Origin of the sequence: Campylobacter showae, from assembly GCF_004803815.1 — a bacterium.
Classification (GTDB): Bacteria; Campylobacterota; Campylobacteria; order Campylobacterales; family Campylobacteraceae; genus Campylobacter_A; species Campylobacter_A showae.
Genome location: NZ_CP012544.1, coordinates 2,002,731 through 2,021,318 on the forward strand (window position 1 = coordinate 2,002,731; position 18,588 = coordinate 2,021,318).

Annotated in this window: 28 protein-coding genes; all 28 read right to left on the reverse strand. The window is 46.4% G+C overall.

The features are described 5' to 3' along the window. Positions 1-109: 109 nt before the first annotated feature. Positions 110-1,360 carry a hypothetical protein gene (locus CSHOW_RS09775; protein WP_039895109.1) on the reverse strand — a complete coding sequence of 417 codons (1,251 nt, stop codon included), beginning with the start codon at positions 1,358-1,360 and terminating at the stop codon, positions 110-112. 207 nt (positions 1,361-1,567) lie between these two features. Beyond that, complete coding sequence (locus tag CSHOW_RS09780) at positions 1,568-2,407, reverse strand: polyprenyl synthetase family protein (protein WP_039895115.1); 840 nt, start codon at positions 2,405-2,407, stop codon at positions 1,568-1,570. Positions 2,408-2,823: 416 nt separating this feature from the next. Further along, the gene (locus CSHOW_RS09785; RefSeq protein ID WP_002947057.1) at positions 2,824-4,047 is read right to left on the reverse strand and encodes a DUF7488 domain-containing protein; all 1,224 of its coding nucleotides are present in this window, start codon (positions 4,045-4,047) and stop codon (positions 2,824-2,826) included. Continuing rightward, positions 4,044-4,361, reverse strand: a complete 318-nt coding sequence (locus CSHOW_RS09790) for a YbaB/EbfC family nucleoid-associated protein (protein WP_002947064.1) — start codon at positions 4,359-4,361, stop codon at positions 4,044-4,046. Before CSHOW_RS09790 ends, CSHOW_RS09785 begins: the two co-directional genes overlap by 4 nt. 436 nt (positions 4,362-4,797) lie before the next feature. Next, on the reverse strand, positions 4,798-5,574 hold the full coding sequence (locus CSHOW_RS09795; RefSeq protein ID WP_039895116.1) for an EFR1 family ferrodoxin: 777 nt from the start codon (positions 5,572-5,574) through the stop codon (positions 4,798-4,800). A 245-nt stretch (positions 5,575-5,819) separates the two neighbouring features. Then, entirely contained in the window at positions 5,820-6,167 is a 348-nt protein-coding gene (panD, locus tag CSHOW_RS09800; protein ID WP_002947073.1) for an aspartate 1-decarboxylase, read from the reverse strand. A 235-nt stretch (positions 6,168-6,402) separates the two neighbouring features. After that, positions 6,403-7,695: a UDP-N-acetylmuramoyl-L-alanyl-D-glutamate--2,6-diaminopimelate ligase gene (locus CSHOW_RS09805; protein ID WP_002947077.1), complete on the reverse strand. Its 1,293-nt coding sequence runs from the start codon at positions 7,693-7,695 to the stop codon at positions 6,403-6,405. After that, entirely contained in the window at positions 7,679-8,224 is a 546-nt protein-coding gene (locus CSHOW_RS09810) for a hypothetical protein (protein ID WP_002947079.1), read from the reverse strand. The genes CSHOW_RS09805 and CSHOW_RS09810 overlap by 17 nt, the downstream gene beginning before the upstream one ends. Beyond that, a complete protein-coding gene (locus CSHOW_RS09815) occupies positions 8,217-8,486 on the reverse strand; it encodes a NifU family protein (RefSeq protein ID WP_002947081.1) in 270 nt (89 codons plus the stop codon). The genes CSHOW_RS09810 and CSHOW_RS09815 overlap by 8 nt, the downstream gene beginning before the upstream one ends. Positions 8,487-8,985: 499 nt before the next feature. Next, on the reverse strand, positions 8,986-9,342 hold the full coding sequence (gene rplQ / locus CSHOW_RS09820; RefSeq protein ID WP_002947086.1) for a 50S ribosomal protein L17: 357 nt from the start codon (positions 9,340-9,342) through the stop codon (positions 8,986-8,988). Positions 9,343-9,353: 11 nt separating this feature from the next. After that, positions 9,354-10,367, reverse strand: a complete 1,014-nt coding sequence (locus CSHOW_RS09825) for a DNA-directed RNA polymerase subunit alpha (RefSeq protein WP_039895110.1) — start codon at positions 10,365-10,367, stop codon at positions 9,354-9,356. Positions 10,368-10,381: 14 nt separating this feature from the next. Further along, positions 10,382-11,008, reverse strand: a complete 627-nt coding sequence (gene rpsD, locus CSHOW_RS09830; RefSeq protein WP_002943554.1) for a 30S ribosomal protein S4 — start codon at positions 11,006-11,008, stop codon at positions 10,382-10,384. A 22-nt stretch (positions 11,009-11,030) separates the two neighbouring features. Further along, positions 11,031-11,423, reverse strand: a complete 393-nt coding sequence (gene rpsK / locus CSHOW_RS09835; RefSeq protein WP_002947090.1) for a 30S ribosomal protein S11 — start codon at positions 11,421-11,423, stop codon at positions 11,031-11,033. Positions 11,424-11,432: 9 nt separating this feature from the next. Next, the gene (gene rpsM, locus CSHOW_RS09840) at positions 11,433-11,801 is read right to left on the reverse strand and encodes a 30S ribosomal protein S13 (protein ID WP_002943382.1); all 369 of its coding nucleotides are present in this window, start codon (positions 11,799-11,801) and stop codon (positions 11,433-11,435) included. Between the two features lie 3 nt (positions 11,802-11,804). Continuing rightward, complete coding sequence (gene rpmJ, locus CSHOW_RS09845; RefSeq protein WP_002947091.1) at positions 11,805-11,918, reverse strand: 50S ribosomal protein L36; 114 nt, start codon at positions 11,916-11,918, stop codon at positions 11,805-11,807. A gap of 156 nt (positions 11,919-12,074) precedes the next feature. After that, positions 12,075-12,293, reverse strand: a complete 219-nt coding sequence (infA, locus tag CSHOW_RS09850) for a translation initiation factor IF-1 (RefSeq protein WP_002943098.1) — start codon at positions 12,291-12,293, stop codon at positions 12,075-12,077. Between the two features lie 125 nt (positions 12,294-12,418). Then, entirely contained in the window at positions 12,419-13,177 is a 759-nt protein-coding gene (gene map, locus CSHOW_RS09855; RefSeq protein ID WP_002947092.1) for a type I methionyl aminopeptidase, read from the reverse strand. Then, a complete protein-coding gene (secY, locus tag CSHOW_RS09860) occupies positions 13,177-14,439 on the reverse strand; it encodes a preprotein translocase subunit SecY (RefSeq protein ID WP_039895111.1) in 1,263 nt (420 codons plus the stop codon). Before secY ends, map begins: the two co-directional genes overlap by 1 nt. After that, positions 14,439-14,840 carry a 50S ribosomal protein L15 gene (gene rplO / locus CSHOW_RS09865; protein ID WP_002947096.1) on the reverse strand — a complete coding sequence of 134 codons (402 nt, stop codon included), beginning with the start codon at positions 14,838-14,840 and terminating at the stop codon, positions 14,439-14,441. Before rplO ends, secY begins: the two co-directional genes overlap by 1 nt. Before the next feature lie 9 nt (positions 14,841-14,849). After that, positions 14,850-15,293 (reverse strand): 30S ribosomal protein S5, encoded by a 444-nt coding sequence (gene rpsE, locus CSHOW_RS09870; protein ID WP_002943402.1) that lies wholly within the window; start codon positions 15,291-15,293, stop codon positions 14,850-14,852. 11 nt (positions 15,294-15,304) lie between these two features. Continuing rightward, positions 15,305-15,661 (reverse strand): 50S ribosomal protein L18, encoded by a 357-nt coding sequence (gene rplR / locus CSHOW_RS09875; protein ID WP_002943585.1) that lies wholly within the window; start codon positions 15,659-15,661, stop codon positions 15,305-15,307. 10 nt (positions 15,662-15,671) lie between these two features. Next, on the reverse strand, positions 15,672-16,208 hold the full coding sequence (gene rplF, locus CSHOW_RS09880; protein ID WP_002947097.1) for a 50S ribosomal protein L6: 537 nt from the start codon (positions 16,206-16,208) through the stop codon (positions 15,672-15,674). A gap of 382 nt (positions 16,209-16,590) precedes the next feature. After that, the gene (gene rpsH, locus CSHOW_RS09885) at positions 16,591-16,986 is read right to left on the reverse strand and encodes a 30S ribosomal protein S8 (RefSeq protein WP_002947100.1); all 396 of its coding nucleotides are present in this window, start codon (positions 16,984-16,986) and stop codon (positions 16,591-16,593) included. A 9-nt stretch (positions 16,987-16,995) separates the two neighbouring features. Beyond that, entirely contained in the window at positions 16,996-17,181 is a 186-nt protein-coding gene (locus CSHOW_RS09890) for a type Z 30S ribosomal protein S14 (protein WP_002941532.1), read from the reverse strand. 1 nt (position 17,182) lies between these two features. Further along, positions 17,183-17,728, reverse strand: a complete 546-nt coding sequence (gene rplE, locus CSHOW_RS09895; RefSeq protein WP_002947103.1) for a 50S ribosomal protein L5 — start codon at positions 17,726-17,728, stop codon at positions 17,183-17,185. Between the two features lie 2 nt (positions 17,729-17,730). Next, positions 17,731-17,967: a 50S ribosomal protein L24 gene (rplX, locus tag CSHOW_RS09900; protein ID WP_002943173.1), complete on the reverse strand. Its 237-nt coding sequence runs from the start codon at positions 17,965-17,967 to the stop codon at positions 17,731-17,733. Further along, the gene (gene rplN, locus CSHOW_RS09905) at positions 17,967-18,335 is read right to left on the reverse strand and encodes a 50S ribosomal protein L14 (protein WP_002947105.1); all 369 of its coding nucleotides are present in this window, start codon (positions 18,333-18,335) and stop codon (positions 17,967-17,969) included. The genes rplX and rplN overlap by 1 nt, the downstream gene beginning before the upstream one ends. Beyond that, a complete protein-coding gene (gene rpsQ / locus CSHOW_RS09910) occupies positions 18,335-18,586 on the reverse strand; it encodes a 30S ribosomal protein S17 (RefSeq protein WP_002947107.1) in 252 nt (83 codons plus the stop codon). Before rpsQ ends, rplN begins: the two co-directional genes overlap by 1 nt. Between the last annotated feature and the right edge of the window lie 2 nt (positions 18,587-18,588).

Below are 18,588 nucleotides of genomic sequence, written 5' to 3' on the forward strand. Positions count from 1 at the left end.
AAATTTACGTTCGGGCACCCGTCAAATTTAACGGCGTAAACCAAAATTCAGATCGCCCAGCCGCGTCAAATTTACCGCAGTTAGGCCGCTCGCGGTCGCTAACAAAATATCATTTGACCTTTTTATACTTCCACGTCTGCTCTGAAGCGAGTTTAAATTTACCGTCCGCCGCAACGAACTGTTTAAAGCTCTTCACCGCGTATCTGCTAGGCATCTCAAAGGACATCAGCGAGCCGCCGTGTCCGACGTCGTCGGCTAGTATATGCGGATCAAAGGTCGTCTCCAGGCGCTTATTTTGCACCCATCTTTTGCCGTTTTCGTCGCTAGATAGCTCGTAGACATCCACGCTCACGTTATCGCCGCGCTCGTTGTAGCCGTAGACGAACTTCTCGCTGCCGTCCATCGTGTCGTATCGCTGCGTTAGCAGACGCTCGCCGCTCTTGTCGTAGATGCTGCGGTTGGAGTACTCCTGCTTCCACTCTTTGCGCTCTTTATCCCACAAAAACGCCGCCGTCTCAAAGTCCGCGCCCTCTACGACCGAGACGTTTTTGCTGTTGTTTTCCCATGCGTTTTGTTCGGCATTCCAGATGAGATTTATCGTCACGTCTTTGCCGCTAGAGGCGTCGTAGTCATGCTTGGACATCTCGGCGTAGCGCCACGCGCCGTTTTCAAATACGCTTCTTACCTGCTCGTATTTGCCTTTCACGTCACCCGCAACCGTGCCTCTTTCGCGGTTTTGCCATGCGCCGTTTTCGTAATCCCAACTCTCATAGCCGCGCGTCTGTCCGTCCGTGCCGTAGAGCAGCTGCGTTTTTGATTTAGGCTGCCATCTTTTGCCGTCCCAGACGCTAAGCACGATGAGTTCGTTCTCGCCGTATGCGTTCTCGACGGTTTTGGTTAGCGCGGTTTTTCGCCATTTACCTTTTACCAGCTCGTATCTGATCTCCTCGCTAGCGTTTTTTAGGTACTTTATGATAGTTTTGCTAGCATTTTCCGGCATACCGCGGATAAACGAGCTAGACTCCTGCGTGAGGACGCCTTTTTTATAATCGGCTTTGTATTCGGTTACTTTGATCCATTTTTTCGCGGTAAAATCATAGCTAAAGGCTTCATATTTCGTCATCTTGCCGTCTTTGTTATAGTAGCTGATCTCTTTGTGTTTGCCCTTTAGCCCATCTGCGAGCTCAGAGGTGCTAACTAGCTCTAGGCGGCAAGCCTTGGCGTCGTAGCTTTGCTTGGTCTCGTAGCTAGAAGTCGGCTCCTCAAAAGTCTTTTGCGCGGTGCTAGCTAGCATGTAGTCGTACTCTTTGGCAAACGCCGCCGCACACAAAAGCGCAAGCGATAAGGCTAATTTTTTCATTATCTCTCCTTTTGATAAATTTAAAAGATTATAGCATAAAAAGGACACCGAATTTTGCCGATTTTGCGGCGGGATCGGCACGGTTTGCGAGATAGTTTATTTATAACGCGCAGATAGCATTTTGTAGTTAAATATAAATTCGGCAAAATTTACCATCAAATTTAGCAGCTTAAATTTGACCGTCATAAACGCAAATTGAAGCCGAATTTACCGCAAATGCTTGTCTATGAGGCCCGTCACGATAGCGCGGATGCCTGCATGCACGCCGCCTAGCTCGCGCTCTATCTTTGCGATGAGCTCGTTTTTAGCCTGCACCGCGCCCTCCACGCCAAGAAGGTTGGTAAAGGAGTTTTTCGCGCCGTCGTTATGCGTCGGCTTGCCCGCCGTTTCGGCGCTTTGCGTCGCGTCGATGATGTCGTCTGCGATCTGAAACGCCAGCCCCAGATCAAGCCCGATATCGTAGATGCGCGCAGCCTCCGCCTCGTCTAGCCCCGCCACGACGCAGCCTGCTTGCAAGCTCGCCGCGATGAGGCGCGCGGTCTTGTGGATGTGCAGAAATTTTAGCTCCTCAAGCCCTAGTTTTTGATTCTCGAAATAACAGTCCACCGCCTGCCCAAGCGCCATGCCGTAGATGCCTGCGTTGCGGCTTAGGATCTCGACGCATTTTATGCGCACGTCCGCATCTAGCGGGGCTTTTGCTATCTGATAAAAAGCGTGGGTGTTTAGCGCGTCGCCAGCCAGGATCGCCGTCACTTCGTCAAATTTGACATGCAAACTAGGCTGTCCGCGGCGCAGATCCGAGTCGTCCATTGCAGGCAGATCGTCGTGGATGAGCGAGTAGCTGTGCATCGTCTCAAATGCCAGCGCGACGTGAAACGCCGCCTCTTTGCGCTCGGGACGCACCGCCGCTACGACGCCAGCGACTAGCATCGCGCGAAAATGCTTGCCGCCCGACTTTAGCGTGTAGGAAAGCGCCTCGTCAAAGCACGGATGAAAGCTAGGGCTGCTTGGCAAGTGCGCGTTCAAAAACGCCTTAAACTCAGCCAAAAGCGCGTCCTGATCGGCAGCGCTGGGCGCTGTTTGTTGCAAATTTGAGCCGGAGGTAAAGCACGAATCTTTTGCTGCGTTTAGCGAGATCAAATTTGCTCTATTTTTCGGGCCTTGAGTCGGATTTTCGGAGTTTATTCTAGCTTTGGTCGCGTTTAAAATTTGAGACCTATTTTGAGACGAGCTCGCGCACGAACTATGAGCTAAAATTTGATCCTTCGGCAGCGCCTGCGACTCGCTCAAATTTGACGCTTTCGCCGCATTTTGAACGCAAATTTGACCATTGCTAGTAGATTTTGATTTTACCGCTAAATTTTGATTTTGCATCTATTCTCCGTTTTATTTTGCCGACTGGCCGGGTGCGGGCTAAATTTCTCAAATTTAGCCTGCAAAGGCGTCAAATTTGTCGCCCGAGCTTAACGCGCATTGTAAAAAAAGTCAAAGCCGTTGCGTCTAAATAGCAAATTTTGACCGCCGCCTTTAGCGAGCAGGCCGAGCGCTTCCTTGCGGCTTGAGACCGTTTTTTGCCCCACTTGTATCAGCTTGTCGCCGACTCTGACGCCAAATTTCGCCGCGCCCGAGCTTGCGTCTACGCTTTTTACTATTAGCTTCTCGTCAAAGGTTATGCCGTAGAGCTTTTGCACGCTTGCGGCATCGCTGCTTTGAGGCATGGACTGCGATTTTGCGTCGCTAGCGGGGGCTTTTTTATCCGTTTTCGTCGGCGCTTTTTGCTCTTTTTTGGCCGCGTCGTCCGAGACTGCTACGCCAAATCTCAAAACCTCATCGCCGCGCTTGATCTCAAATTTGAGCCGCTCGCCCTTTTTAGCAAACAAAATCCTCTCGTTTAGCTCGCGCAAACTCTCAAATTTCTCGCCGTTTACGCTCAAAATTTCATCCCCTACCATCAGCGCCGCGCCGCGTCCGAGCGGATCGACGCTCTTTACGTAGAATTTGCCGTCTTTTTCCTCGAAAACCGCGCCGACGTCGCCGTAGTAAACGTCTTTATACGCCGCAAAGTGCCGTAGGTAGCGGCTCGGGACAAATTTATCCCCGCCCACGGCGATACCGCGCAGCTTGCAGCACGGACTTAGCACGGCGCCCGTGCCGTTTACGTCAAACGTGAGCACGTCCAGCTCGCCTAGCGCCTGTGCCTGCGCCTTTACGTGGCCGTAGACGGTCGCGTTTAGATCGTGCGTAACGCTGACCCAGTCGCTTTTTTTCGTCGCGTTATCGTCAGCCATCTTTACAGGCTCGAGTTTGGCGTCCGAAGCGACCAGATAGAGGCCAAGATACGGGTCAAATTTGACGTAGTTTTTCACGGGAGTTTCGCCTTTTGGCACGGCGATTAGATTTGGCGTGATCGCGATGCCGCCATTACCCGCGACGTTTACCATAGCGGGCAGGTTTTTCTCAAAGCAAGCGTTAAAATCATCCTGCGTCGGGCGCGGCTCGGCTCTAAGCGACGCGGCAAATGCGCAAATCATAAAAATCGCAAAAAGTGGAGAGCAAAATTTGCGAGCTAAATTTGAGTTCAAATTTGCGCTTAAATTTACCGCCGTATCGCCCCGTGACCCGCTAAAATTTAACCGCGCGAGCCCCGAAACCGCGTCCAAACGGTGCGAAAAAGCTGCGCGTTTCATTGCCCTAGCCCCATGCCGGCAAAGCCGCCTAGCATCCTTGACGCGGCATTTTTGCGGTCGTCCTCGATCATCTTTAGCACGTCGTTTACGGCGCTGATGAGCAAGATCTGCAAGCTCTCCTTGTCCTCTAGCAAGCTGTCGTCGATGCTGATATCGAGCACCTCGCCCTTGCCGTTTGCTCTGACGCTGATGAGCCCACCGCCGCTTTTTACGCTAAATTCGCGCTTTTGACTCTCCTGCTCGATCTCCTGCGCTTTTTTTTGCGCCTCCTCGAGCATCTGTCCCATTTTTGAAAAATCAATCCCCTCAAACATAAACATCCTTTCAAATTTCGCGTTATTTTAGCCAATTTAAGCTAAATTTACTTTATTTAAAGCCTGCAATGCAAGTTTCGTTCCCGCCTTGGAATTTGCGGCGGATACGGGCGCTGACGTATAAATTTAAGTCCGAAAAGCCGTCAAATTTGAGGGTAAAATTTTATTTTAATAGCCTGCGCGTGTTTTGATCTGTTTTGATTTACTGCAAGCGTGCCTACGTAGTTTTCTAGCGTGGAATTTTTTGTAAATTTGAGAAATTTGCCATAGATAATAGACGAAGTTAAGCGGCAAATCGCAGAGCTAAAAGAGCATTTAAGGTAGCGCGGGTGCGGCGGGCGCTAAATTTTGGTCATTTCATCAAATTTAAAAACCACACATAAAACGCGATAAAATAAACTATCGCGAGGTCGGAGCCCGTGCAAACGAGCGCAGGTCAGATATCTTTAAACTCAGCCGCGACCGATTTTTCCAGATTTACCGCCTTGCCAAGGATCGTTATCGCCTTTTGCCTGCACTTATTCACACATCTGTAGCAAATCGTGCAGCGCTCGCCAAATCTCGCCTTACCGTGCGTGATTTTTATATTTTGCATCGGGCAGGACTTCGCGCACTCGCCGCACCCGTTGCAGCGCGCCGCATCGAGGGTCGGTTTGCGCCTAGCAAACGGCGTTTTGTTCCAAATTTTCATCCAGAGCCGCTGTCCTAAAAGCCCCGCGATACGGCATAGCATGCCTAGCCCTTCTTGCGGCGGCTTGCCCGCGGCAAATGCCTCCGAGGCGCGCTCTAGCTTGGCGTTTGCCTCCTTAATCAGGCGCTCGTTTTTCTGCGCCGAATAGCTAAAAATCGCCACGTCAAGGATAAATGCCGGCATTCTAACGTGCGCGCCGCCCGTTATCTTCGCGCCCGCCCGCCTCAAAATCCTAGCCGCGCAGCCCGCTCCGTCGCCGCTAAAAATCTCCATCGTAGCGATGATAAAGACGTTTTTGCCGTGAAAATTCGCGCTGTTTTCGCAAATAAACTCGCGCACGATCTGCGGCAGGTCGCTAAAGTAAACTGGATAGGCAAGGATGATGTCGTCGTGAGATTTTAACAGCTCAGCACAGGCCTCGTCTTCGATCGAAACCGCGGGGATATCGCCGCCCAGACGCTCTATAAATCTCTTTACGCAATGTTTCGTGTTGCCCGTGGAGCTGAAATAAATCGCTATCATTTTGCGAATCCTTTTAAATTTAGGCGCAAAATTTTGCCCATTTTCGTCAAATTTTGCCGACCGCATCAAATTTAACGCCAAGCGGCGGCAAATTTAAATAAATTAATATTTGGCGCGTTCGCCCTTCACCTGTTTGCAAATGACCGTCGCCCCGCACTAGCCTAAATTTTACCGCAAATTTGACTCATCGCCATAAAACGTAAATTTAAATGCCCCGCCGCAGAAACGACAAATTTGGGCATAAATTATTTTACGATCTCGTTTTGCTCGTTTACCTGCACGATTTTTGGTTCGAAATCTCTTGCTTTTTTGGCGCTAAGAAGCGCATAAGCAACGATAATGACGACGTCGCCGATGCAGACTTTGCGCGCGGCTGCGCCGTTTAGGCAGATCTCGCCCTTTTTCTCGCCGCGGATCACGTATGTGGCGAAGCGCTCGCCGTTATTGACGTTTAGGATTTCGACTTTTTGGTATTCGCAAAGCCCGGCAGCCTCGATGAGCTCGGGTCCGATCGTGACCGAGCCCACGTAGTTTAGGTTGGCGTCCGTCACGCGTGCGCGGTGGATTTTGCTTGATAAAATTTCGATTTTCATCGGTCGTCCTTTGTGTTTTTTGAGAAAATTATACTATAAATTTAGCCGCGGCGATTCATTTTTGCTTGTTTGCTGCGATAAAATTCGGGGTTAAATTTGTGATTAAATTTGAAATTAGCAGCGTTTAGTTGAGCGGCAAATTTGACGGCGCTCAGCAAATAAGCAGATTTTTGGTGCAAACAAAGGCGATTTTACTCAAATTTGCCTTTGTTTCGTCGCCGTTTTATCCGTAAATTTAGGCGCGCGCGTCCAAAAGTTCGCGCACGACCTGCTTATCGCTAAAGGGGTACTTTACGCCCTTGATCTCTTGATAGGTCTCGTCGCCCTTACCCAAAATTACTAAAATTTCGTCCTGTGCGAGGCTTTCAAGCGCGTATTTTATCGCCTCTTTGCGGTTTGCGATACATTTTACTCGCTCGTTCATCTCTAGGCCGCCGCAAATTTCGGCGATGATGGTTTCAGGCTCCTCGCTGCGAGGGTTGTCGCTGGTAACGACGAGTCTGTGCGCGTATTTTTGCGCTATTGCGCCCATTTTAGGGCGTTTAGTGCGGTCTCTATCGCCGCCGGCACCAAAAACTGCGACGATTTTACGATGACGCAGCGCGTTTAGCACCTTTTCGATGCCGTCTGGCGTGTGCGCAAAGTCCACGATCACGAGCGGTTCGCGACTTACGACCTCCATGCGCCCCTCGACGCCATCAAATTTAGAAGCCGCAAGCGCGATCTGCTCTAGCGGCCTATCCGTTAGCGTCGCAACGCAAGAGGCGGCTGCTATGAGGTTGTAGAGGTTAAATTCGCCGTGCAAATTTGAGCTTAGCGCCATCTGCCCGCGCGGAGTCTTTAGCGCGCAGTGAATGCCGCCCTCTAGCGAATACTCGCCGGGCGCAAAGTCCGCGTTCGCATGAAGCGCGTAAGTTAGGGCGTTTGCGGGATTAAATTTGATCCCGCCGCGGTCGTCTATGTTTATGAGCTTTGGCGCGTCATCCGCGAAAAACTCGCTCTTTACGCGCGCGTACTCTTCGAACGTACCGTGGTAGTCGAGGTGGTCCTGGGTCAAATTCGTAAAGATTTTCATCGCAAAATCCAAGCTCTCGATGCGTTTTTGAGCGATGGCGTGTGAGCTGGCCTCCATCACGAAGTACTCGCAACCGCGCTCGCTAGCGGCTTTAAGGTAGCTAAGCGTGCGTAAAATTTCGCTCGTCGTTAGCGCCTTATCATCTATGCGTTCACCGTTTATAAAAGCGCCGCGAGTGCCGCACAGGCCGCATCCGTAGCCTAAATTTAATAGCGTAGCGCAGATAAGCGCTGCGGTCGTGGTCTTGCCGTTGGTGCCCGTGATGCCGATGATTTTGATATTCTCGTCGATGCCTAGTAGTCGCTTGCACTCGGCCAAATTTATGATTTTTGCGCCCTTTGCTTCGGCGGCGGCTTCAAATTTGGCGTTCGTCGCCGTTTTTACGAAACAGCAACCCGCTTCGCATTCGTTCGAGTTGTCGGTGACGAAGCCTTCTTTAACGTAAATTTTCACTTTCGGCCTTTTCGTTGATTTCGCGAGCCAGGGCGCTTAGTCGCTCGTCGCCGGCAAACATCACGGCCGCGGTCTCGATGTAGTTTAGCCCCATTTCGATGAAGTCGTTTTTGATAAGATTTTGCAAAAACTCGAGAAAATCGTCGCGGTTGTCGATCATCACGCGCGTGGAAAACATGATGTCCTCAAAGGTGCTTTTAAATCCGCCGCGCCTAACCGCATCCATAAAATCGGCGTAGCTGATGGCGTTTTGCTCCTCAAGGCTCTCATCGTCGCTAAATTTTGCCTCAAGCGCGCCCAAAATTTCCTCTAGCTCGTCCGGACTCATGCCGAGCTTATCTTTTAGCTTAAATATCTCAAAAAGCGTCATCGCCTCGTCGCGGCGAGTCTTGGCAAGCGAGCAAAGCATGATGAGAAAAAGCAGCTTTTTGTCCGGTTTTTTGTCGTAGGCGAGTGAAAAATAGCTCGCGGCGGCGTTAAATTCGCCCTTATTAAATGCTTTTAGGCCCATCTTTTTATAATCAATCAAATTTAACTTCCTCGCCGATAGGGATGTTTACGACCTCTAGCTCGGGGTGGATATCCATGCGGAGCTGGCGCTCGATGCCGTATTTTAGCGTGGTCGAGCTAGCTGCGCAACCGTGGCAGTGGCCGGTTAGACGGACGTAAATTTTGCCGTTTTTGATGCCTAATAGCTCCATGCCTCCGCCGTCGTTTTCAAGCATAGGCAAAACCTTTTGCAGGCTGGCTTTTACGGGCTTTAAAAGCTCTTCATCGGTAAATGGGATCATTTTTAACCTTTTAAATTTTTGAGATATTATAGCAGATAAAATTTTAAATACGCTATGAGTTTGGCGTTTTGGCCGCTATTTTTGACTTGGATAAATTTGGAATTTTAAGCGATTCTATATGTTGATAAGTCAAATATAAAAGATACTAGCAGCTCTTTAAGGATGAAAACGTGCGGTAGTAGCAAGGGCGTAATCCGTAATTCAAAACTCGAAATACCTGTGCTTAATATTCCAAATGTTGTTTGCAGAGATGCATAAATTTGATATGGCAAGCGTCTATCGTACAAGCAAATCTTTTGAAAGCAAATTTGCACTTCAAACTACGACAGAAACCAGGGTAAAACTAGCTACAAATTTTGTTACTTTCTAACTAAATACAAAATTGCAAACAATGCAATAGATGAACAAATAAATTTAATTGATGTGAATACTAAAGGGAGTTTGAGGTAACTAAAATATGTCAATTTAAAAAGAAAAGAGAGCCGAAGCTCTCTAAAAATTATTCTTTGATTAGCTCGATATAAGCCATCTCAGCAGCATCGCCTCGGCGAACGCGAGTCTTAACGATGCGCGTATATCCGCCGTTTTTGCCTACGAATTTTGGAGCAAGCTCAGTTACTAGTTTATTCGTAGTTTCTTTATCTTGCAAGCTGGCAAAAACTGCTCTGTGAGCGTTGCTGTCGCCTTTTTTAGCTCTAGTGATTAGCTTTTCGATATAGCTTCTCAACTCTTTTGCCTTAGGCAAGGTCGTCTCTATCTTTTCGCTTTTGATGATAGCGATAGCTAAATTTTTAAGTAGAGCCGAACGGTGAGCCGACGTCCTACCTAGTTTTCTGTATCCGTGACCGTGTCTCATTTATCTTCCTTTTACTCTTTTGCACTCATTTGTGATTTTAGGTCGGCGATTTTTTTCTTGAGTTGCTCTTTGCCGCCGCCTAGGTCGCCGCCGACCGGATATCCGATCTCTTGCATAACGGCTTTGATCTCGTCGAGAGATTTTTTGCCTAAATTTTTAAGCTCTTTTAGCTCGTTTTCATCCATCAAAGCAAGCTCGCCGATAAATCTAATCTCGGCTTTATCAAGGCAGTTAAAGCTTCTAGCGCTCAAATTTAGCTCTTCTACGCTTTGAAGTAGTTTCGCATGCTCGCTGCCTGAAGTTTGAGCGTTTAAGCCTGCAGAAACGTCGATATTTAAAACGCCTTTAAACACCGACATCTGCTGATACATCGCCTCGATCGCATGTTTAAACGCCTCGATCGCGCCCACTTGTCCATCCGTCGTAACCGTGAAAATAATCTTCTCGTAGTCAGGGTTATCCTCGACTAGAACGTTTACTAGCTCATAAACGGCTTTTTTAACAGGCGTAAAGAAAGCGTCGAGGGCTATATAACCCTCTTCGGTATTGTCTCTTATCTCTTCGCTTGGGACGTATCCGATACCTTTTTGGATGATTACGGAAAATTTAAGCTCCGCGTCCTCGTTTATGGTCGCAAGATAGGCGTCCAGATTTACGATATCTACGACATCGCTTTTTAGATCACCGGCTTTTATCTCTTTTGGACCTTTAAACGAATACTCGACCACCTCGCGCTCAGACTCGTTTTTTAGCTTAAAGCGGATGTTTTTTAAATTTATAATAAACTGCGCTACGTCCTCGAGCATGCCTCTCATCGAATCAAATTCGTGAGATACGCCCTCTATCTTGACGCCCGTAGCCGCAAATCCAACCGTGCTGCTATATAAAAGTCGTCTTAGCGGATGAGCCAAAGTGACCGCATAGCCCGTCTCAAACGGATAAGCGGTTATTCTGGCGACATTCTCGCTTATACTCTCTACTGAAATTTCGGTAGGCATATAAGCTGATGTGGTAATTTTTCTCATCGTTATACCCCTTATTATTTCGAATAAAGCTCTACTATGAATCTTTCCTCGACAGGAATGACGACTTCTTCCCTTTCCGGAGTTCTTGTGAAAATTCCGAATTTTTTATCTTTTTCGACGTCGACCCAAGCTACGATGCCGGTTTGCGCCGTAAGATCGATCGCGCGAACGATTTGCGGATTGTTTTTAGATTTTTCGATAACCTCTACTTTAGCGCCTGCTTGAACTCTGTAAGAAGGAATATCTACTCTCTTACCGTTTACTAAAATATGTCCGTGAGTAACTAACTGACGAGCGAAGCGGCGAGTCGTCGCAAAGCCCATTCTGTAAACTACGTTATCTAATCTTTGTTCTAAAAGCTGTACCAAAAGCGCACCGGTATTTCCCTCGCGGCGAGCGGCCTCTTGGAATAAGCGGCGGAATTGCTTCTCGCTAATACCGTACATAAATTTAGCTTTTTGTTTTTCTCGAAGCTGCAAGCCGTATTCGCTTATCTTGCTTCTTCTTTGTCCGTGTTGTCCCGGAGCGTAAGGCCTTTTGTCAAGCGCGCTCTTACCTGCTAAGCGACGCTCGCCCTTTAGCGCCAAACTAACGCCGAGTCTTCTTTCTAATTTTTCAACGGGTCCTCTATATCTAGCCATAATAATTCTCCTAAATTTCTAATTATACGCGGCGGCGTTTCGGCGGTCTGCAACCATTATGCGGAAGCGGAGTTATATCTTTTAAAAATGTTACTTTTATACCCTCTACCGCGCCTACGCTCTTGACTGCGGTCTCTCTACCGCTGCCAGGACCTTGTACTTTGATACCTACTTCTTTTATACCGTGCTCTTTTGCTTTAGTTAGAGCGTCTTCTACCGCTTGTTGAGCTGCATAAGGAGTTGATTTTTTACTTCCTTTAAAGCCTAGTCCGCCAGCACTGCTCCAAGCGATAGCATTTCCCATCTCATCGGTAACCGTTACCATAGTGTTGTTAAAAGTCGCGCTTATATAAACGATACCTTTAGCAATACTTTTTCTTACAATTTTCTTTTTAACTACTTTTCTTTTTGCCATCGCTTATCCTTATTTCGTCGCAGCGCCGACTGTTTTGCGCTTGCCTTTTCTAGTTCTAGCGTTTGTTTTAGTTTTTTGACCGCGCACCGGAAGACCTTTTCTGTGTCTTAGACCGCGGTAGCTTCCTAGGTCCATAAGAGCCTTGATATCCATAGCGACGCTTTTTCTAAGATCGCCTTCCACCACATGGTTCTCTTGGATCTCTTTGCGGATAGCCGCAGCTTCGTCTTCGGTTAGATCGTTTACTCTTTTATCGTAAGAAATTTTGGTAGCATCCAAAATTTGACGAGATTTGTGAAGACCGATACCGTAAATATAGGTCAAACCGTATTCAATTCTCTTTTTCTTTGGTAAATCCACACCTGCGATACGTGCCATGCTTTATCCTTGTCTTTGTTTATGTTTTGGATTTTCGCAGATTATGCGAACTACGCCTTGGCGCTTGACAATTTTGCACTTGTCACACATCTTCTTTACAGAAGGACGAACTTTCATTCTAGTCTCCTAAAAATTTATTCCACTTTTAGGCTGCATCAGGTTTAACGAAATTTTAAACCAACTATTTTCAAAACAAGTGGTGGGCTTTGAAAACAATTCTTCATACAGCAATTTGTCGCAAAGGGCTGAGTATAGCCAAATTTAGCTTTTAATTTACTTATGTCGGTAAATTATCCTACCCTTATCCAGACTGTAAGGCGTTAGTTCCACCTTTACGCGGTCTCCAGGCATTATTTTTATGTAATGCATCCTCATCTTGCCCGCAATATGACACAAAATCACGTGTTTGTTGTCGAGCTCGACCTTAAACGTCGCGTTTGGCAGCGCCTCGATGACGTTGCCGTCGATCTCTATGACATCGTCTTTTGCCACTTATCTCCTTTTTGTTAAATTTACTTTCGCCGCTCGGCGGAAATTTGAAATTAAAATTTTAACTCACCACAAATTAAAATTTTAAAATTTACAAGTCGCGCGAACGATTTGTAAATTTTAAAATTTTACGCTAGGCTCAAGATCTCCGCACGTCCGTTTACGACTGCCATGCAGTGCTCATAGTGGCTGGTTCTTAGCCCGTCTTTGCTAGTTACTTTCCATTTGTCGTGACCGATCACAGGGGTGCCATCTTTTTGACAGATCATCGGCTCCACGCAAAATACCATTCCGTTTTTGATTTTCGGTCCCGATTTTGGACTACCGCCCTCTAAATAATTTAAAATTTGCGGATCTTCGTGCGGTCGTCTACCGATGCCGTGACCGCAAAATCCCGTTAGCGGAACGAATCCGCGAGCTCTTATAAATTTCTCGATTTCAAAACTAAGCTCTTTAAAGTGCATTCCCGCTTTTACGGTATCTATCGCAAAATATAACGCATCTTTAGCGCAAGCGATTAGTTTTTCGTCTTCGCGCGAAATTTGACCTACGCCCCAGGTCCTAGCCGAGTCGCCGAAATATCCGTTCAAATTTGAGCCGATATCGACACTTACGATGTCGCCTTCTTGCAGTTTGTATTCGTTCGGGATGCCGTGGATGACTACTTCGTTTACGCTGATACAAGCGGCGTTTGGAAAGCCGTAAAGCCCCTTAAATGCCGGCTTTGCGCCTGCAGCCCTTATCATATCCTCGCAAATTTTATCTATTTCGAGCAGCGAAATGCCGGGCTTGATCACGCTTTCTACGTAGTCGAGGGTTTGAGCGACGATTTTATTCGCCGCTCGCATCTTCTCTATGTCGTTTGGCTGCATAATAGTTATAGCCATTACAAGCCTACCGCACTTAGAGTTTGATATTTATTCATATAAATTTGAGCTTCTATCCTTCGCATCGTATCAAGCGCGACAGAAACTACGATTAGTACCGACGTACCGCCGAAATAAAACGGAACGCCCATAAATTTAACAAGCACCCAAGGCAGCGTCGAGATAAGTCCGAGATAAATCGCGCCGCTAAAAGTTAGCCTTGATGCGACTTCGTTTAGATAGCCTGCAGTGCCCTCGCCCGGTCTAATACCCGGGATAAATCCGCCCTGTCTTTTTAAATTTTCGCTGATATCTTTTGCGTTAAACGCGATCGAAGCGTAAAAATATGCAAAAAATACAACCAGCAAGAATGTTAAAAAGTTAAAAAAATAGCTATTTGGATTTAAAAAATCGTGAATAGCTTGGATGTAAGGATTTGTGCTGGCCTGCAAAATGGTGCTTGGGAACATCAAAATCGCACTGGCGAAAATCGGAGGAATAACGCCGCTTAAATTTACCTTAATAGGTATATAGTTCATGATGCGTTTGTTTTGATTTTCCATCACTACCTTACGCGAATAGCTCACCGGTACGCGTCTCTCGCCCATCTCGACGTAGATAACTACGCCTACCGTGACCAAGATAACAAGCAAAATTCCGATAACCACGAGGAAGTTCATCTCGCCCGTATTTACCAAATTTACCGTTCCGCCGATGGCTGAAGGTATGCCGCTAACGATACCAGCGAAGATAATAAGGCTGATGCCGTTGCCGATACCGCGCTGCGTGATCTGCTCGCCTATCCACATCAAAAGCATAGTTCCCGTTAACATCGAAGCTGCCGCAATCGCGATAAATAAATTCATATCTATCATTATCGCGTCCTCTCCGCCTCTACCGTGAAGGCTCTGAAGCCCCATACTAACGCCCACTGCTTGAACAAGCGTGATGCCGATAGTGGCATAGCGGATGATCTGCATATATTTTTGCATGCCGTCGCGGTCTTTTTTCATCTTGCCCAAATTTGGGAAAGTAGCCGCTAAAAGCTCCATAATAATCGATGCTGTGATGTATGGCATAATGCCTAGAGAGATGATGCTGAGGCGCTCTGCGGCCTTACCGCTGAACATATTAAATAGTCCAAGCGCATTTGAGGAATTCGAATCGAAAAACTCTTTAATAACATTGACGTTTACGCCAGGAACCGGCACGTATGCCAGTATCCTGTAAGCAAATAAAAATGCCAACGTGATTAAAATCTTGTTGGTCAATGTCTTATTCATTACGCACGTCCGCTAACGGTTACGTTCTCGTCTTTGATTTTCGAAGCCAAATCTTTCGCGCTCACTCCGATCAATTTGATTTTCTTGACGCTGCTTGAAATTTTATGTACGGTAGCGATAGTAGCGATAGTGATCTCGCTTAGCTCTTTTACCGCAACGATTTTTTCTACGTTGATTACGTAAGGTTTCTCAAATTTAGAAGCGAAGCCTACTTTTGGAAGGCGTCTTTGAAGCGGTTGCTGACCACCCTCGAAGCCTCTTTTCTCGTTGTAGCCTTTTCTAGCTCTTTGACCTTTGTGTCCTTTGCCCGCGGTTTTACCTTGACCGCTACCTTGACCGCGACCTAGTCTTTTGATTTGTCTAGTCGAGCCCTCGGCAGGTTTTAAATTTTCTAGTCCCATATCTTCTCCTTAGCCTTTAAGCATGCTTAGCGCTTTTAAAGTAGCGCGAACGACGTTTGCCGAGTTGTTTGAGCCAAGCGATTTTGTTAGGATGTCCTTGATGCCCGCAAGCTCTAGAATAGGACGAGCGCTACCGCCCGCGATCACGCCCGTACCTTCGCTAGCAGGGCGAAGTAAAACGCGGCTAGCGTTAAATTTAACCTCTACGTCGTGAGGTATAGTCGAGCCTTTTCTTTTTACCTCGATGATGTTTTTAAACGCGTCGTCTACGGCTTTTCTCATAGCGTCCGGCACCTCTTTTGCTTTACCGAAGCCAAAGCCCACTAGGCCGTTTCTGTTTCCTACTACGACAAGAGCCGTAAATCTAAATCTACGACCGCCCTTTACGACCTTTGTAACGCGGCCGATATCAACCATTACTTCTTCGAATTCTTCTCTGTTATATTTTTCCATAGCGATTTTCCTTATAGTTTGATACCGTTTTCACGTAATGCGTCCGCAAAAGCCGCTATAACACCGTGATACAAATAGCCGTTTCTGTCGAATAATGCCGTTTCAATTTTTTTAGCTTTTAGAGTTTTTGCAAATTCTTTAGCCAAAGTTACGGCGCCTTCTTTGTTTGCTTTTACGCCTAGTTTTCTGCCGTCGGCTGCCGCTATAGTTACGGCTGCTACGTCGTCGATAGCTTGGACGTAAAGAGTTCTGTTTGATTTGAAGATAGAAATTCTAGGCAATACCGCAGTGCCGGAAATTTTGGCTCTGATTCTTCTTTTTCTCTTGATTCTAAGAGCGAGTTTTCTTTTTAATACATTTGCTGTCATTATCTATCCCTTACTTCTTAGATGTCTTACCGGCTTTGCGGATGATGCGCTCTTCTACGTATTTAACGCCTTTGCCCTTATACGGTTCAGGCGGTCTGTACGCTCTGACTTGAGCTGCGATCTGGCCTACCACTTGCTTATCGTCGCCTTTGATAGTTATGATGTTTTTCTCTACGCTGATTTCAACGCCTTTTGGCACTTCGTGATTTATCGGGTGAGAAAATCCTAAAGTAAGCTCAAGTACCTGGCCTTTAGCTGCGGCTTTGTAACCGACGCCGTTGATCTCAAGCTGGCGAACAAAACCTTTTGTAATGCCGATGACGATATTGTTTGCAAGCGCTCTATAGGTGCCCCAGTAGGCTCTATCTTGTCTCTCGTCGCTCTTTGGAGAAAATACTATGTGAGCATCTTCGACTTTAACGTCTACGTGCCCTTTTGTGTCAAGCTCTTTTGAATGAGCGCCTTTTTTAAATTTAAGGACGTTGCCTTCTACGCTGACCTCTACTCCGCTTGGAATAGCTATCGGCTGTTTTCCTATACGTGACATTTTTTTCCTTTTTACTTGTCTAGGGTATGTCTACTTTTACGAATGGATACCGCAATACCATAAAAATAGAAATGAATCGAAGCGATAAAAACCGCTTCAAACACTTTAATTTTCTCGTCAAATTTGACTTGCTTTATTGGATCTACTTCCTAAAATTTGCCGTCAAATTTGACATAGTCGTTTTTAAATTTAGCTTTCGCAAATTTGGATAAATTTGCATGTCGAGCTAAATTCGGGAAGCTTTTTAAATTTGAGCTTCCGTTTTAAATTTTATAAATTTGACGGCGAAAATTTTTCGTAAATTTTATAAACTACAAAAAGATGCCTAGTCAAATTTCATTTCAAAGTAATCTAAAACGCTACCACGTAGCGTTTTAGACAATTACCACACAGAGCAGAGGATTTCCCCGCCTACGCCAGCTTTGTGAGCGTCTTCGTTGTTTAAAACGCCCTTGCTGGTGCTAACGATGATCGTTCCGTAGCCGTTTTTAAATCTCTTGATCTCGTCTTTTCCCTTATAAACGCGGCGGCCTGGGCTTGATACGCGCTTAAGCTCGTTAATCACGCTTCTGCCGTGCTCGTCGTATTTTAGAACTACGTTTATAAATTTCTTTTTATCTTCTTCTACGACGTTGTAGCTCTCGATATAGCCTTTAGCCGCAAGGATAGATAAAGTAGCCTCGACGACGTTTGAATGAAGAAGCTTCGTAGTCTCGAGTCTTCTCATTGCGGCGTTTCTAATGCGAGTTAGTCCGTCTGAAATTAAGTCGTTTAACATTTCTCTTCCTTACCAGCTTGCTTTTTTTAGACCCGGGATTAGTCCCTCGTTAGCCATTTTTCTTAGGCATACGCGGCAAATTCCAAAATCTTTATAAACCGAATGCGGACGTCCGCAAATTTGGCATCTCGTATAGCCGCGAACCGCAAATTTAGGCTTTCTGGCAGCCTTTGCTATCATTGATTTTTTCGCCATATTACTTTCCTTTCGCAAACGGCAAACCAAATAGCTCAAGCAATTTGAATGCCTCTTTGTCGCTGTTTGTTGTCGTGACTATAACTATATTCATACCGTGAGTGCGTAAAATCTTATCATACTCAACCTCTGGGAACATTAGCTGCTCGTTAAGACCGAAGTTGTAGTTTCCGCGTCCATCAAAACCGTCTTTTGGAAGGCCTCTAAAGTCCTTAACTCTAGGTAGCGCGATAGAGATTAGTTTGTCTAAAAACGCAAACATATTCTCTTTTCTAAGCGTTACTTTTACGCCGACAGGGAAACCCTCGCGCACTTTAAAGCCAGCAACCGATTTTTTAGCGTCGGTAACAACAGCTTTTTGTCCGGCGATTAGCGAAATAGTATCGGCGATGTTTTGAAGTTGCTTTTGATCTTTAGCAGATTCGCCAGCGCCTACGCTTATGACGATCTTTTCGATCGCAGGGATTAGCATAGGATTTTTGATGTCGAATTCTTTAGCCAAAGCAGGCTTTACGACCTCGTTATATTTAGCTTTTAATCTATTCATTTTCAGCCCTCAACTTTTGCAACGTTTGAGATATCAATAGGCATCTCTTTATTGATAAAGCCGCCGTTTGGGGTCTTTTCGCTAGGTTTTATAGCTTTTTTAGCTACCTTGCAGCCCTCGACTATGACTTGTCCTTTTTTGGCTAGGACGGATAAAATTTTACCTGTTTTACCTTTGTCGTCGCCTGCGATGATCTTAACGGTATCGCCTTTTTTTACTTTAAATTTAACGTTAGCCATTATAACACCTCCGGAGCAAGCGAAACGATTTTCATAAAGTTAGCGTATCTAACCTCACGGCCGACCGGTCCAAAGATACGAGTACCGATAGGCTCGCGTTTGTTATCTAGGATGACAGCTGCGTTTTCGTCGAAGCGGATTAGCGAACCGTTATCTCTTTGAACCTCTTTTTTAGTTCTAACGACGACCGCTTTTACCACTTGGCCTTTTTTGATCTTACCGTTTGGAAGCGCCTTTTTGACCGAGCATATGATAACGTCGCCAAGCGTCGCGTATCTTCTCTTGCTGCCGCCCAAAACTTTAATACACATTAGCTCTTTCGCGCCGCTATTGTCGGCGACCGTAAGCCTCGTAAAAGATTGTATCATTACTCAACCCCCGTCGCTAAAATAGTCTTTAAGCGGAAAGATTTTCTCGCGCTTAGCGGTCTGCATTCGATAGCTACGACCGTATCGCCCGCTTTTGTCTCGTTCTTTTCGTCGTGAATCATATATTTTTTAAAGCGTTTTACGAATTTGCGGTATCTTGGGTGCATAACGCGCCTCTCAACCAAAATCGTAGCCGTCTTATCGCCGGCCTTTTGTAAAACGACACCTTGAATTTCTCTTTTTAATGCCATTT

Coding starts and splice junctions, on each gene's coding strand:
- rpsH (WP_002947100.1), bottom strand. CDS start 16,986: ATGTTAAACGACTTAATTTCAGACGGACTAACTCGCATTAGAAACGCC.
- rplO (WP_002947096.1), bottom strand. CDS start 14,840: ATGGGACTAGAAAATTTAAAACCTGCCGAGGGCTCGACTAGACAAATC.
- rplQ (WP_002947086.1), bottom strand. CDS start 9,342: ATGAGACACGGTCACGGATACAGAAAACTAGGTAGGACGTCGGCTCAC.
- rpsD (WP_002943554.1), bottom strand. CDS start 11,008: ATGGCTAGATATAGAGGACCCGTTGAAAAATTAGAAAGAAGACTCGGC.
- map (WP_002947092.1), bottom strand. CDS start 13,177: ATGGCTATAACTATTATGCAGCCAAACGACATAGAGAAGATGCGAGCG.
- rplE (WP_002947103.1), bottom strand. CDS start 17,728: ATGAATAGATTAAAAGCTAAATATAACGAGGTCGTAAAGCCTGCTTTG.
- rpsK (WP_002947090.1), bottom strand. CDS start 11,423: ATGGCAAAAAGAAAAGTAGTTAAAAAGAAAATTGTAAGAAAAAGTATT.
- CSHOW_RS09790 (WP_002947064.1), bottom strand. CDS start 4,361: ATGTTTGAGGGGATTGATTTTTCAAAAATGGGACAGATGCTCGAGGAG.
- rpsM (WP_002943382.1), bottom strand. CDS start 11,801: ATGGCACGTATCGCAGGTGTGGATTTACCAAAGAAAAAGAGAATTGAA.
- rplF (WP_002947097.1), bottom strand. CDS start 16,208: ATGTCACGTATAGGAAAACAGCCGATAGCTATTCCAAGCGGAGTAGAG.
- rpsQ (WP_002947107.1), bottom strand. CDS start 18,586: ATGGCATTAAAAAGAGAAATTCAAGGTGTCGTTTTACAAAAGGCCGGC.
- rpmJ (WP_002947091.1), bottom strand. CDS start 11,918: ATGAAAGTTCGTCCTTCTGTAAAGAAGATGTGTGACAAGTGCAAAATT.
- CSHOW_RS09785 (WP_002947057.1), bottom strand. CDS start 4,047: ATGAAACGCGCAGCTTTTTCGCACCGTTTGGACGCGGTTTCGGGGCTC.
- panD (WP_002947073.1), bottom strand. CDS start 6,167: ATGAAAATCGAAATTTTATCAAGCAAAATCCACCGCGCACGCGTGACG.
- CSHOW_RS09795 (WP_039895116.1), bottom strand. CDS start 5,574: ATGATAGCGATTTATTTCAGCTCCACGGGCAACACGAAACATTGCGTA.
- CSHOW_RS09890 (WP_002941532.1), bottom strand. CDS start 17,181: ATGGCGAAAAAATCAATGATAGCAAAGGCTGCCAGAAAGCCTAAATTT.
- rplN (WP_002947105.1), bottom strand. CDS start 18,335: ATGATACAATCTTTTACGAGGCTTACGGTCGCCGACAATAGCGGCGCG.
- CSHOW_RS09825 (WP_039895110.1), bottom strand. CDS start 10,367: ATGAGAAAAATTACCACATCAGCTTATATGCCTACCGAAATTTCAGTA.
- rpsE (WP_002943402.1), bottom strand. CDS start 15,293: ATGGAAAAATATAACAGAGAAGAATTCGAAGAAGTAATGGTTGATATC.
- secY (WP_039895111.1), bottom strand. CDS start 14,439: ATGAATAAGACATTGACCAACAAGATTTTAATCACGTTGGCATTTTTA.
- rplX (WP_002943173.1), bottom strand. CDS start 17,967: ATGGCTAACGTTAAATTTAAAGTAAAAAAAGGCGATACCGTTAAGATC.
- CSHOW_RS09775 (WP_039895109.1), bottom strand. CDS start 1,360: ATGAAAAAATTAGCCTTATCGCTTGCGCTTTTGTGTGCGGCGGCGTTT.
- CSHOW_RS09815 (WP_002947081.1), bottom strand. CDS start 8,486: ATGATCCCATTTACCGATGAAGAGCTTTTAAAGCCCGTAAAAGCCAGC.
- rplR (WP_002943585.1), bottom strand. CDS start 15,661: ATGACAGCAAATGTATTAAAAAGAAAACTCGCTCTTAGAATCAAGAGA.